At 55.4% G+C, this 13,031-nt stretch carries 15 protein-coding genes; 11 read left to right on the top strand and 4 right to left on the bottom strand.

Translation table 11 applies throughout. From position 1 onward, the window contains the following. Window positions 1–88 precede the first annotated feature (88 nt). The 7 genes from exbB (at window position 89) to DR88_RS09650 (ending at window position 6,388) form a co-directional block, all read left to right on the top strand. On the top strand, window positions 89–820 hold the full coding sequence (gene exbB, locus DR88_RS09680) for a tol-pal system-associated acyl-CoA thioesterase (RefSeq protein ID WP_004174395.1): 732 nt from the start codon (window positions 89–91) through the stop codon (window positions 818–820). 6 nt (window positions 821–826) lie between these two features. Next, the gene (gene exbD / locus DR88_RS09675; protein ID WP_002916785.1) at window positions 827–1,252 is read left to right on the top strand and encodes a TonB system transport protein ExbD; all 426 of its coding nucleotides are present in this window, start codon (window positions 827–829) and stop codon (window positions 1,250–1,252) included. Window positions 1,253–1,456: 204 nt separating this feature from the next. Continuing rightward, on the top strand, window positions 1,457–2,875 hold the full coding sequence (locus DR88_RS09670; protein WP_002916782.1) for a glycoside-pentoside-hexuronide (GPH):cation symporter: 1,419 nt from the start codon (window positions 1,457–1,459) through the stop codon (window positions 2,873–2,875). Between the two features lie 13 nt (window positions 2,876–2,888). Continuing rightward, complete coding sequence (locus DR88_RS09665) at window positions 2,889–4,412, top strand: glycoside hydrolase family 43 protein (protein ID WP_025862128.1); 1,524 nt, start codon at window positions 2,889–2,891, stop codon at window positions 4,410–4,412. Between the two features lie 106 nt (window positions 4,413–4,518). Then, window positions 4,519–5,013: a TIGR00645 family protein gene (locus DR88_RS09660; protein ID WP_004105804.1), complete on the top strand. Its 495-nt coding sequence runs from the start codon at window positions 4,519–4,521 to the stop codon at window positions 5,011–5,013. A gap of 121 nt (window positions 5,014–5,134) precedes the next feature. After that, window positions 5,135–6,022, top strand: a complete 888-nt coding sequence (gene yghX, locus DR88_RS09655) for a YghX family hydrolase (RefSeq protein ID WP_004144560.1) — start codon at window positions 5,135–5,137, stop codon at window positions 6,020–6,022. A 78-nt stretch (window positions 6,023–6,100) separates the two neighbouring features. Further along, a complete protein-coding gene (locus DR88_RS09650; RefSeq protein WP_002916743.1) occupies window positions 6,101–6,388 on the top strand; it encodes a DUF2623 domain-containing protein in 288 nt (95 codons plus the stop codon). Window positions 6,389–6,460: 72 nt separating this feature from the next. Here the strand turns inward: DR88_RS09650 and yghU are convergent, their stop codons facing one another. Together yghU and DR88_RS09640 are read right to left on the bottom strand one after the other, a co-directional pair. Then, window positions 6,461–7,327: a glutathione-dependent disulfide-bond oxidoreductase gene (gene yghU / locus DR88_RS09645; protein ID WP_025862129.1), complete on the bottom strand. Its 867-nt coding sequence runs from the start codon at window positions 7,325–7,327 to the stop codon at window positions 6,461–6,463. 47 nt (window positions 7,328–7,374) lie between these two features. Next, entirely contained in the window at window positions 7,375–7,935 is a 561-nt protein-coding gene (locus DR88_RS09640; RefSeq protein ID WP_004150918.1) for a DsbA family protein, read from the bottom strand. 20 nt (window positions 7,936–7,955) lie between these two features. Between DR88_RS09640 and DR88_RS30935 the strand changes: the two genes are divergently transcribed. The 3 genes from DR88_RS30935 (at window position 7,956) to DR88_RS09630 (ending at window position 11,347) form a co-directional block, all read left to right on the top strand. Next, complete coding sequence (locus DR88_RS30935) at window positions 7,956–8,078, top strand: hypothetical protein (RefSeq protein ID WP_004217169.1); 123 nt, start codon at window positions 7,956–7,958, stop codon at window positions 8,076–8,078. A gap of 76 nt (window positions 8,079–8,154) precedes the next feature. Further along, a complete protein-coding gene (gss, locus tag DR88_RS09635) occupies window positions 8,155–10,020 on the top strand; it encodes a bifunctional glutathionylspermidine amidase/synthase (RefSeq protein WP_004149826.1) in 1,866 nt (621 codons plus the stop codon). 145 nt (window positions 10,021–10,165) lie between these two features. Next, window positions 10,166–11,347 carry an aminotransferase-like domain-containing protein gene (locus DR88_RS09630; protein WP_004149825.1) on the top strand — a complete coding sequence of 394 codons (1,182 nt, stop codon included), beginning with the start codon at window positions 10,166–10,168 and terminating at the stop codon, window positions 11,345–11,347. Window positions 11,348–11,523: 176 nt separating this feature from the next. On the opposite strand, the gene DR88_RS31515 is transcribed toward DR88_RS09630, so the two are convergent. After that, window positions 11,524–11,643 (bottom strand): hypothetical protein, encoded by a 120-nt coding sequence (locus DR88_RS31515; RefSeq protein WP_085956357.1) that lies wholly within the window; start codon window positions 11,641–11,643, stop codon window positions 11,524–11,526. A 29-nt stretch (window positions 11,644–11,672) separates the two neighbouring features. Next, window positions 11,673–12,370 (bottom strand): IS1 family transposase gene (locus DR88_RS0126275; RefSeq protein ID WP_228135124.1). Its coding sequence is split into 2 segments (ribosomal slippage): window positions 11,673–12,121 and window positions 12,121–12,370, totalling 699 coding nucleotides; the frame shifts between segments, so codons are not numbered across the junction. A 41-nt stretch (window positions 12,371–12,411) separates the two neighbouring features. Here DR88_RS0126275 and DR88_RS0126285 point away from each other — a divergent pair. Next, window positions 12,412–13,005: a fimbrial biogenesis chaperone gene (locus DR88_RS0126285; protein WP_227539921.1), complete on the top strand. Its 594-nt coding sequence runs from the start codon at window positions 12,412–12,414 to the stop codon at window positions 13,003–13,005. Window positions 13,006–13,031 lie beyond the last annotated feature (26 nt).

Consider the following 13,031-nt stretch of genomic DNA (forward strand, 5'->3'; position numbering starts at 1 on the left):
GTAAATACTAATGAGAACCACTATCAATTCGATGTCGTTTTGATATTATTGTGGGCAGATTTTGTGATTATCGTCGTGGAGATAGAGCGTGGGTAATAATTTGATGCAGGCGGATCTCTCCGTTTGGGGTATGTATCATCATGCCGATATTGTCGTTAAGGTGGTGATGATTGGCCTGATTCTGGCGTCGGTCGTCACATGGGCCATTTTCTTCGGTAAAGGGGCGGAAATCCTCGCCAGCAAGCGTCGCCTCAAACGTGAACAGCAGCAGCTGGCAGAAGCCCGCTCTCTCGATCAGGCCAGCGATATCGCCAGCGCCTTTGAGGCGAAAAGCCTCACCACCCAGCTTATCAATGAAGCGCAGAACGAACTCGAACTCTCTGCCGGTGCCGAAGACAATGAAGGCATCAAGGAACGAACCGGTTTTCGCCTTGAGCGCCGCGTTGCGGCGGTCGGTCGCCATATGGGTCGCGGTAACGGCTACCTGGCGACCATCGGCGCCATTTCCCCGTTTGTGGGCCTGTTTGGTACCGTCTGGGGCATCATGAACAGCTTTATCGGCATCGCCCAGACCCAGACCACCAATCTTGCGGTGGTAGCGCCGGGCATCGCAGAAGCGCTGCTGGCGACGGCCATCGGCCTGTTCGCCGCCATCCCGGCGGTGGTCATCTATAACATCTTCGCCCGCATGATCGGCAGCTACAAGGCCTCGCTCGGCGACGTCGCCGCTCAGGTACTCCTGCTGCAAAGCCGCGATCTGGACCTCAGCGCCAGCGGCGTGAAGCCGGTGCGCAGCGCGCAGAAATTACGGGTAGGTTGATCGGCTATGGCGATGCGTCTTAATGAAAACCTGGACGATAACGGCGAAATGCATGAGATCAACGTGACGCCGTTTATCGACGTCATGCTGGTTCTGCTGATTATCTTCATGGTGGCCGCGCCGCTGGCGACGGTCGACGTGAAGGTCAATCTGCCGGCCTCCTCCAGCCAGCCGCAACCGCGACCGGAAAAACCCATCTACCTGTCGGTGAAGGCGGATAAGAGCATGTTCCTCGGCAACGACCCGGTTACCGAAGCGAATATGATTAACGCCCTGGATAGCCTGACCGCCGGCAAAAAAGATACCACCGTCTTCTTCCGCGCGGATAAAACCGTCGATTACGAGACGATGATGAAAGTGATGGATACCCTGCATCAGGCGGGCTATCTCAAGATCGGGCTGGTGGGCGAAGAGACCGTCAAAGCGAAGTAACCTCCCCCTTTCCACTTTTCTCCTCAGGCTGGCCTTGCGCCAGCTTTTTAATAGGTGGCGCAATAACTTGTAAGACCAATCTTATAGATGTGTGACAACTTTCTCAGTTAACAGAAAACATAAACCCGATGCGAAAAATGACAATAGGATAGTTTTTATCCTGCCTCTACAGTGAATACCACTTCATCTGAGAGGGATTATATTGTGAATCACGATAATAAACTGTCATTTGCGGAGAAGCTGGGATATGGCATGGGGGATGCAGCCTGCGGTATCGTTTACTCTTCGGTAACCATGTTTCTGACATGGTTTTATACGGATATTTACGGGCTTTCTGCTGCCGCAGTCGGAGTGATGTTCCTGGTGACGCGGGTTCTGGATGCGATTACCGATCCGCTAACCGGCATTGTTGCAGACCGTGTAAAGACCCGCTGGGGCCATTTTCGCCCGTGGCTTATCTGGTTTGCCGTACCTTATGCCGTGCTGGCGGTAATGACCTTCACGACTCCGGAATTTGGCGCATCGGGTAAACTGGTTTATGCCTACCTGACCTACACCTTACTCATGCTGTGTTACACCTTTATCAATATTCCCTACTGCGCATTGGGCGGAGTCATTACGCGTGATGAGAAGGATCGCCTTTCAGCCCAGTCATATCGTTTTACGATCTCATCTCTGGCCGGTCTGATGGTTTCTGTCGCAACCCTGTTCCTGGTGGATTTTTTCGGTAAAGAAAATAAGCAGTTTGGTTTTCAGGCGACAATGGGAATCATGGGCGCGATCGCTATTGTAATGCTGGCTTTTTGCTTCTTCTCTACCAAAGAACGCGTGGCTCCAGCTGTTGAACAGCAGGGGAGCATACGCGAAGACCTCCGTCAGCTGCTGGCGAATGACCAGTGGCGTATTGTGGCGATAATTACTTTTTTCTCCAGTATGGCCGGGGTTATGCGCAGCGCCGCCACGCTCTATTATGCAACCTACCTGATGTTAGGCGGTGTGGAGTCAGCGGCGGGAACGGCCATGAAATCAGCATTTGTTTCCACCAGCGTCGTTGGCACGATTATCGGCAGCATCGCCGCCGGATGGCTGGCCAAGCGCTATCGCGCGGTATCGCTGTTTAAAAATATCAACCTCCTGCTGGTCCTGGTTGGCGTCGTAATGTTCTTTGTGCCGCCGACCTGGCTGCCGGTGGTGTTCCCTTTATACTTCCTGGTCGGCTTCTTCCATCAGATGTACCAGCCGTTTAAATGGAACATGATGGCCAACGCTGCCGATTATGGCGAATGGAAGTTTGGCCGTCGCATCACGGGATTATCCTATTCCGGTAATCTGTTTGCTTTGAAAATGGGCATGGCGGTTGCTGGCGCCGCCGTAGGTTTTTCGCTTGGGCTATTTGGCTATCAGGCGGGCGTAACGGCGCAGACTCCGCTGGCGACAATGGGAATTGTGGGGCTGTTAACCCTCGGTCCATCACTATCTTACCTGCTCCTGTGGTGGCTGGCGCGTTTCTATAAGCTGGATGACAAAATGATGCAGACAATTCAGCGCGAGCTGTCCATGCGTCAGCAGCAGGGGCATTCAGAGACGCATTTGCCGCTAAACGCCGTTCCGGAAAAGGCCTGAGGAGATGCGAAATATGACCCCTTCTGAATACCAGAATCCTATCTTATGCGCCGATTATTCCGACCCGGATATCGTGCGCGTAGGCGATGATTTCTTTATGGTCTCTTCCAGTTTTAACCATGTGCCCGCTTTACCGATCCTGCATTCAACGGACCTGGTTAATTGGACTATCATCAACCACGTTATGGATGAACTGCCGCTACCTGGTTATGACCGGTATCAGCCGGGTAAGGGCGTATGGGCGCCGTCGATTCGCTGGCACGATGGCAAGCTGTGGGTCTGCTTCAGCACGCCAGATGAAGGTATTTTTATCTGCCATACCGAGGATCCGTGGGGGGAATGGAGCGCTCCGCACTGCCTGCGCGAGGCCAGAGGTTGGATAGATCCCTGCCCGTTCTGGGACGACAATGGTCAGGCCTGGTTGGTACATGCCTTCGCCCATAGCCGCAGCGGCATCAAGCATAAACTGCAGTTGTTTGCGATGGCGCCGGACGCCAGCGAATTGCTGGGCGAAGGGCAGATTATCTATGACGGCTGCTGCGATTTACCTACCCTTGAGGGGCCAAAGGTTTATCAACGCGCCGGTTGGTACTACATCTTTGCTCCTGCGGGCGGGGTTGAAAATGGCTGGCAGACGGTACTGCGCGCGCGCCAGATGACGGGGCCCTGGGAAGCCAAAAACGTGCTTTTCCAGGGAAACACCTCGATAAATGGACCACATCAGGGCGGCTGGGTGGAGGGTGAGGAGGGCGAATGCTGGTTTGTTCATTTCCAGGACTTACACCTCTATGGCCGCGTGGTTCACCTCCAGCCGATGTCCTGGGGTAACGATGGCTGGCCGCGTATCGGTGAGCAGATTGGCAACTGCGGCGTCGGACAGCCGGTTTTACGTTGGCAGCGTCCTAAAGGGTTAACGCCTTCACCGGCATTGGCGCCGCAAACCAGCGACTATTTTGCGCAAGGCCAACCGGGAATACAGTGGCAGTGGCAGGCTAACCCCAGCCCTGAGTGGCTGCTGCCGGCGAAAGGCGAACTTCGATTACGCTGCGTCCCATTATCCGAAGTCGATGGACAGAGAGCGTTATACTGGGCGCCGCAGCTGTTGCTGCAGAAATTCCCGGCGCTAACTTTTAGCGCGAAAACAAGCGTAACGTTATATGCCGCTCAGGACGGTGATGCCGGAGGCCTGATCGTATACGGCGAACGCTACGCCGCTTTGCTGGTGGAGTTTGGGCAAGGGGGTTACCGGCTCGTGTGGCGACACGGTTGGATGAGCGATGCGGGCGTGGTGCGCGAAACTCGTCAGGTTCTTGCTGAGCTTAAGTGCGGCAAGTGTCAGCTGCAGGTGGTCGTAGGCGAAGGCGGCCTGTGTCCATTTTCCTGGCGAGCCGAGGAGGAGTGGCGGAAGGTTCCTCTTTGTTTTGCTGCCGGGAAGGGAAAATGGGTCGGCGCGAAATTTGGCCTGCTGGCTGCTTCAATGGTTGGCCTACAAAGCGAGGGCTACTCCGCTTTGCAGGACTTTGAGGTCATACTTTAAAGAAACCGTTTCTGGCCGCCTGCAGATGACGCGGGCGGCTGATGTTGCATAAGCGTTACCCTGTTGCGATATAATGGCGGCCGTTTATGTTAACTGACAGGATCTTATGGAACGCTTTCTGGAAAATGCTATGTACGCCTCGCGCTGGCTGCTGGCGCCGGTTTATTTTGGCCTCTCGCTCGGTCTGATTGCGCTGACCATCAAATTTTTTCAGGAGATCTTCCACATACTGCCGCATATTTTTAGCGTCAGCGAGTCGGATATGATTCTGACCCTGCTGTCGCTGGTGGATATGACCCTGGTGGGCGGTTTGCTGGTGATGGTGATGTTCTCCGGGTATGAAAATTTTGTCTCGCAGCTGGATATTAACGAGGGTAAAGAAAAACTCAGCTGGCTGGGCAAAATGGACGCGACTTCGCTGAAAAATAAGGTTGCCGCCTCCATCGTGGCGATCTCCTCTATTCACCTGCTGCGGGTGTTTATGGATGCGAAAAACGTCCCGGACAATAAGCTGATGTGGTACGTGATTATCCACCTGACCTTCGTGCTTTCGGCCTTTGTGATGGGCTACCTTGATCGTCTGACCAAAGTGAAACACTGATCCCTTCTCTCCCGGCGGTGTTAGCCGCTGGGCTGTTTCTCCCCGTTTCATGCTTTTCTGGGCTGGCGTATGTCCGGGCTTCTGCTTTGCTTAAAGAGCGCTTAACAACGGAGGCAGGGTGATGACGCGATTAACGGCCAAAGATTTCCCGCAGCAGTTGCTCGAATATTATGACTACTATGCCCACGGCAAAATCAGTAAACGCGAGTTTCTCCAGCTGGCGGGGAAATATACTGTCGGCGGGATGACCGCGCTGGCGCTGTTTAATCTGCTGAAGCCCGACTATGCCCTGGCAGAGCAGGTACCGTTCACCGACCCGGATATCCGCCCGGAGTATATTCATTATCCCTCTCCTGACGGTCACGGCGAAGTGCGGGCTTACCTGGTGACGCCGACAAAAATAGCCGACAAAGCGCCCGCTGTGGTGGTGGTGCATGAGAACCGCGGCCTGAACCCCTATATTGAAGATGTAGCCCGGCGGGTAGCGAAAGCGGGGTATATCGCGCTGGCGCCGGATGGCCTGAGCGCCGTCGGCGGCTATCCGGGGAATGATGATGAAGGCCGCGCCCTACAGCAGAAAGTCGATCCCGTGAAGCTGATGAATGATTTTTTTGCGGCGGTCGCGTTTATGGCGAACTATCCACAGGCGACGGGGAAGGTCGGTATCACCGGTTTTTGCTACGGCGGCGGCGTCAGCAACGCGGCGGCGGTGGCGATCCCGGAGCTGGCCTGCGCGGTGCCGTTTTACGGTCGCCAGCCGCCGCTGAAGGAGGTTGATAAAATTAAAGCACCGCTGCTGCTGCACTATGCCGGCCTCGATAGCGGCATTAATGAAGGCTGGCCTGCCTATGAACAGGCGTTGAAGGAACACCATAAAGTCTACGAGGCCTATTTCTATCAGGGCGTGAATCACGGCTTTCATAATGATTCCACACCGCGCTACGATCGGGCTGCGGCTGATCTTGCCTGGCAACGCACGCTGGCATGGTTTGAGAAGTATTTACGCTAGCGCAACCGTCATAAATAGCGCTACCGCTCGCTCAAAAAAACGCTATATAATTTATTATATAACGATTGGGAGGACGCGATGGAAAATCATTTTGGCAAAGGCTTAATGGCGGGGCTACAGGCATCCTATGCTGACACCGCCGCGCATGCGGCGAATTTTTGCGCCGACTATAAACGCGGGTTTGTGCTCGGCTACTCGCACCGCATGTTTGAAAAAACCGGCGACCGCCAGCTCAGCGCCTGGGAAGCGGGGATCCTCACCCGTCGCTATGGCCTGGACAGGGATATGGTGATGGATTTCTTCAAAGAAGGTGGTTCCGGTATGGCGATGCGCTATTTTCTGGCGGGCTATCGGCTGGAAAGCTAAACAGGACGGCTTCGCAGGCGGAACCGTCCTGTGGTGGGAACCCTTTCCCGTCAACGGGAAAGGGTGAAGACCTTACGCCTGGCGCTTATCTTCCGTTTGGGTGTCAAAGTCGCGGGCGTCATGGCGCTCATGCAGCTGCTCATTGAGCGGGCCGTTGGTGCGGTTGACGATGCGTCCGTGCTTGACGGCCGGGCGGTTGCCGACATCCTGCGCCCAGCGCAGCACGTTTTTATAGCTCCCGGCGTCGAGGAACTCCGCCGCGTTATAGACATTGCCCAGCACTACGTTGCCATACCACGGCCAGACAGCCATATCGGCGATGGTGTACTCCTCGCCGGCCACATAGCGACCGCGGGCGAGCTGTTTGTCCAGCACGTCGAGCTGGCGTTTAGCTTCCATCGTAAAGCGGTCGATCGCGTACTCGATCTTCACTGGCGCATAGTTATAGAAGTGGCCGAAGCCGCCGCCGAGGAACGGCGCCGCGCCCTGCAGCCAGAACAGCCAGTTGAGGGTTTCGGTGCGACCGGCAGGATCTTTCGGCAGGAAGAAACCAAATTTTTCCGCCAGATAGAGAAGAATGTTGCCGGACTCAAATACCCGGGTCGGCGGCGTGGTGGAATGGTCGCTGAGGGCCGGGATCTTCGAGTTCGGGTTGATCTCGACAAAGCCGCTGGAAAACTGATCCCCTTCGCCAATGCGTATCAGCCAGGCGTCGTACTCCGCGCCGCTGACGCCCAGCGCCAGCAGCTCCTCCAGCATGATCGTCACCTTCTGGCCGTTGGGTGTACCGAGTGAGTATAGCTGGAGCGGATGGGTTCCTACCGGCAGGACGCGTTCATGAGTCGCGCCGGAAACGGGACGGTTGATGTTGGCGAACGCGCCGCCGCTGTTTTGCTTCCATTCCCACACTTTTGGTGGCTGGTAGTTTTGCTCTGACATGCTGGTTTGCCTTTCTCGTGGATGTACAAAAAGTGTAGCAGGTGACCTCAGGCCATAATCCGCGCGGCCCACACGCTGACATCATCGCCGCTGCCCAGATCCGGCTGCACCAGGCCGTTGACCATAAAGGTCGGCGAGACATGGATGCCGTTCTGACGGGCGTATTTACTGTGCCACTTGATCACGTCCTGCAGCTCCGGGCGGGCAAAGGCGGCCCCCAGCAGCACGTGACTGTAGCGTTCAATGCGCTCAATGATTTGCTGCGGCGTGGCGTTCATATTCGGCCCGCTGCAGTGATCGGTAAACTCAAACTCTTCCCGATGGTCGGCCACGGCCTGCATCACCTTATGCGCCTGCTCTCTGCCGTGCGGCAGGGTGGACGCGGCGAGGATGCAGCGGACGATAACCCCGGAGAACAGATGCCACGGCTGCGACTGCAGGCGTATCTTGATGGTCACGTTATCGGCGCCAACCTCATCGAGCAGATCGTCGAGTTTATTAAACGCGCGGACAGAGTAGGGGCAGGTGGGCTCAAGGAACACCTCAAACGTCCGCGGGCCGTGTCCCCAGACCAGCGGTTGGGCATTCAGATGCGAGGGTGTGCTCATTGTCGACTCCTGATGTTGCGTTGTTTTTTTGTTATATCACCGATAACGATATCACTTTTGTTTCCGGCTGCAGGGTTATTTTCCTTAACGGCACGATTAGCGAAACGAATGAGTGGTATCATCGTTACACCTCTGTCTGGTAAGTGCCTGCGGCAGGATAAGAAGAGGGAGTTTTGTTTCGCCAACTGCCCGGGCTGCATTAATTTGAGGTCAGGCTAAATGAGCAAAGGATCGACAAGCAGTGACGCCCCGTTTGGGACATTGTTAGGCTATGCACCCGGTGGCGTAGCGATTTATTCATCGAATTACAGTAGCTTAAATCCGCAGGACTACCCGGATGACGCGACGTTTCGCAGCTACATCGGTAATGAGTATATGGGGCATAAATGGCAGTGCGTGGAGTTTGCGCGCCGCTTTCTGTTCCTGACCTATGGCTTTGTCTTCACCGATGTGGGGATGGCTTATGAAATCTTCTCCCTGCGTTTCCTGCGCGAAGTGGTCAATGACAATATTCTGCCGCTGCAGGCCTTCGCCAACGGCTCCCGCCGTCCGCCTATCGCTGGTTCGCTGCTGATCTGGCAGAAGGGGGGCGAGTTTAAGCACACCGGCCATGTGGCGGTGATCACCCAGCTTGTCGGCAATAAGGTGCGTATCGCCGAGCAGAACGTCATTCACTCGCCGCTGCCGCAGGGCCAGCAGTGGACCCGCGAGCTGACCCTCGAGGTCAACGACGGCCGGTACACCATCAAAGATACCTTTGCCGATACCGAAATTTTAGGCTGGATGATCCAGACCGCCGATACCGAACACAGCCTGCCGCAGCCGGTGCTGCCGGGCGAGGCGATGGCCATCAAAGGCGCGCGGCTGCCAAACAACGGCCAGTTTCGCGGTAAATGGCTGAACGAGAAAGACCCGCTGCAGAAAGCCTACGTGGCAGCCAATGGTCATTTCATCAACCAGGATCCCTATCAGTATTTCACCATCAGCGAAAGTGCCGAACAGGAGCTGATCAAAGCCACCAACGAGCTGCACCTGATGTATCTGCACGCCACCGATAAGGTGATGAAGGATGACAACCTGCTGGCGCTGTTCGATATTCCGAAAATTCTCTGGCCTCGTCTGCGCCTCTCGTGGCAGCGCCGCCGTCATCATATGATCACCGGGCGCATGGATTTTTGCATGGACGAGCGCGGGCTGAAGGTGTACGAGTACAATGCCGATTCCGCTTCCTGCCATACCGAAGGCGGGCTGATCCTCGAACAGTGGCTGAAGCAGGGCTACTACGGCACCGGCCACAATCCGGCGGAAGGTCTGCTCGATGAGCTGGCGGGGGCGTGGAAACACAGCCGGGCGCGGCCCTTCGTCCACATCATGCAGGACAAGGATCTGGAAGAGAACTACCACGCGCAGTTTATTCAGCGTTCGCTGACCCAGGCCGGTTTTGAGAGCAAAATTCTCTTTGGCCTTGATGAGCTGCGCTGGGAGGCTGCCGGTCAGCTGATCGACGCCGACGGGCGGCTGGTCAACTGCGTCTGGAAAACCTGGGCATGGGAAACCGCCATTGAGCAGGTGCGCGAAGTCAGCGCCGAGGAGTACGCGGCGGTACCGATTCGTACCGGACATCCGCAGAATGAGGTGCGGCTGATTGACGTCCTGCTGCGTCCTGAAGTATTGGTATTCGAACCCCTGTGGACGGTGATCCCCGGCAACAAAGCCATTCTGCCGGTGCTGTGGTCGCTGTTCCCGCATCATCGCTATCTGCTGGATACCGATTTTGAGGTTAACGACGAGCTGGCGAAAACCGGCTATGCGGTGAAGCCTATTTCCGGGCGCTGCGGTAACAATATCGACCTGATCGGCCCTCAGGATGAACTTCTGGATAAGACCAGCGGCCAGTTTGTCGATCGCAAGAATATCTACCAGCAGCTGTGGTGCCTGCCGAAAGTGGACGGTAAGTACATTCAGGTGTGCACATTTACCGTCGGCGGTAACTACGGCGGTACCTGCCTGCGCGGCGATTCGTCGCTGGTGGTGAAAAAAGAGAGCGATATCGAGCCGTTAATCGTTTTGAAAGACAAAGCATGACGTACGAAACCCGGGTAGCGGCATACCCCTGTCCGGGTGACAACGTACTGAAAAGGATAGCCCCGGCATGGTAAGCGCCGCCGGGGAGCACCTGCAACAAAGCCAAGATAATTAACACAACAACAAGACAGAAAAGGAAAATAGTATGCACGATCGGCGTCTCGCCGCCCGCGCGGGTGAACTCAAGCCCTCCGCCGTCCGCGAACTTCTCAAGCACAGTAAACTGCCCGGCGTGATTTCGCTTGGCGGCGGCATTCCGGCCCCGGAACTGTTTGATACCGAAGGCCTGGAGCTGGCGGTGCAGAAGGTGATGAGCGAGCGTTTTAATGACGCATTCCAGTACGGTCTGACGGAAGGCTACCCGCCGCTGCGCCAGGCGGTGAGTGAAATTTGCCACTCCCGTGGCGTCGCCTGTTCAGCCGCCCAGGTCTATATCACCTCCGGCTCCCAGCAATCGCTGGATATCGTTGCCCGTACGCTGCTCGATCCGGGCGATACTATCGTCGTTGAGCGTCCCACCTATCTGGCGGCGCTGCAGGTATTTCAGCTGGCGCAGGCCAATATTCTCAGCGTTGACACCGACGATGACGGGATGCTGGTGGAGCAGCTGGCCGACCTGCTGGAGACCACCCGCGTCAAAGCTGTTTACCTGGTGCCGACGTTCGGCAATCCCGGCGGCAAAACGCTGAGCGAGGCGCGTCGTCGCCGGTTGGTTGAGCTGGCGAAAAAATATGATTTCGTCATTCTGGAAGACGATCCCTACGGCGAAATTAGCTTTACAGACGCCGTTAGACGCCCGCTCTATCAGCATGCTGTCGAGCTGGGCTGTGAAGATCAGGTGGTTTACACCTCGACTTTTTCGAAAATCCTCGCGCCAGGGATGCGTATCGGCTGGATCGTCATGCCGGACTGGCTGGCGCAGCAGACGGTGATTGTGAAGCAGGCGGCGGATCTGCATACCAATATGCTGTCGCAGGTGATCACTGCGGAATACCTCAGTCTGAACCGGCTGGATAACCAGATTGCGTTGATTCGCGAAGACTACCGCAAGAAGTGCGTGGCGCTGGCCGATGCGCTGGAAAGCCGCCTTGGCGAGCACCTGGAATTCAGCCGCCCGCAGGGGGGGATGTTCCTGTGGGCGCGTTTCCGCTATCCGTTCGATACCATGGAATGGATGAAGAAAACGCTGGAAAACGGCGTGGTGTACGTCCCGGGTGAAGCGTTCTATCACGATAAGCCGGATACCCGTACCCTGCGTCTTTCTTACTCCACGGTGTCAGAAGCCGGATTGCTGACGGCCGTTGAGCGGCTGGCGGCCTCCCTGTAACGTCTCTGCTGTGCGCCGCTTTTCGGCGGCGCGCAGCCCTGCGTGACGTTAACGTCCAGCGCAGGGTCAATCCGTTTCGGCGATCCGGTCATCGAGCCAGACCAGCATCAGCGCGGCGAGAAAAGCCAGCGCAAAGGTTCCAATAAACAACCACATAGACGTCCCTCGCGGGTTAATTATTTTGCTGATTCTACCGGAGAGCGATCGTTGCGGTCGGCGATGGAGATTTTAGTTCCGGCGGAATGGCTGGCGAGAGAGAAAAAGTCATCGGCATCAATATCGAAGTTAAGAATAATTTCCCTGTATTTTCGGTAATGACTCCAACTTACTGATAGTGTTTTATGTTCAGATAATGCCCGATGACTTTATCATGCAGCTCCACCGATTTTGAGAACGACAGTGACTTCCGTCCCAGCCTTGCCAGATGTTGTCTCAGATTCAGGTTATGTCGCTCAATGCGCTGAGTGTAACGCTTGCTGATAACGTGCAGCTTTCCCTTCAGGCGTGATTCATACAGCGGCCAGCCATCCGTCATCCATACCACGACCTCAAAGGCCGACAGCAGGCTCAGAAGACGCTCCAGTGTGGCCAGAGTGCGTTCACCGAAGACGTGCGCCACAACCGTCCTCCGTATCCTGTCATACGCGTAAAACAGCCAGCGCTGACGTGATTTAGCACCGACGTAGCCCCACTGTTCGTCCATTTCAGCGCAGACAATCACATCACTGCCCGGTTGTATGCGCGAGGTTACCGACTGCGGCCTGAGTTTTTTAAGTGACGTAAAATCGTGTTGAGGCCAACGCCCATAATGCGTGCACTGGCGCGACATCCGACGCCATTCATGGCCATATCAATGATTTTCTGGTGCGTACCGGGCTGAGAGGCGGTGTAAGTGAACTGTAGTTGCCATGTTTTACGGCAGTGAGAGCAGAGATAGCGCTGATGTCCGGCAGTGCTTTTACCGTTACGCACGACGCCTTCGGTAGCTGAACAAGTGGGACATCTGATGGAAATGGAAGCCACGCAAGCACCTTAAAATCACCATCATACACTAAATCAGTAAGTTGGCAGCATTACCCGCAAAGCCTTTCCTTTTACAGTCGCGGGTTATTCCATGGCAGGCTGATGAACAGGATAACGTATCCGGTAATCAGAGTGGAGGGGTGCCATTTATTGTATTGCCTCCCTTACAGCGGCTGGAAGCATCAGATGCGCTGACGCTCCGTATCCGTTTAACGCGTAATACACTGCCTAAGGATCGTGAGTCGGTATTTATTCTGAGCCTGAAAACCATACCTGGTCAGGAGAAAAACACGGATTCAGCGTCATTGACGCTGGCTATGCAAAATAATCTGAAGCTGTTTTATCGCCCGGAGGGGATGCCTGAGTATGATGTGTCCGAATTTGCGCGGGAAATACGGTTTATATCGCAGAGTGGGGAACTGAAAGTGATAAACCCGACACCATATTATCTCACTTTTCGTTCACTGTCTGTCGGGAAATATCCGGTCGAAAAAAACGCGCTTTCAAAAATGATACCGCCATTTGGGGAGCAGAGGTACCCATTATCATCCGGTGCGCGGGGGCAGGTGACCTGGAGTCTTATTGACGGTGAAGGACGGAATACTCCAGAGCAGGTCAGCGTACTGTCTGGGTAAGTATTTTAATAAATACAATCTTTTCT

Origin of the sequence: Klebsiella pneumoniae (genome assembly GCF_000742135.1) — a bacterium.
GTDB classification, from domain to species: domain Bacteria; phylum Pseudomonadota; class Gammaproteobacteria; order Enterobacterales; family Enterobacteriaceae; genus Klebsiella; species Klebsiella pneumoniae.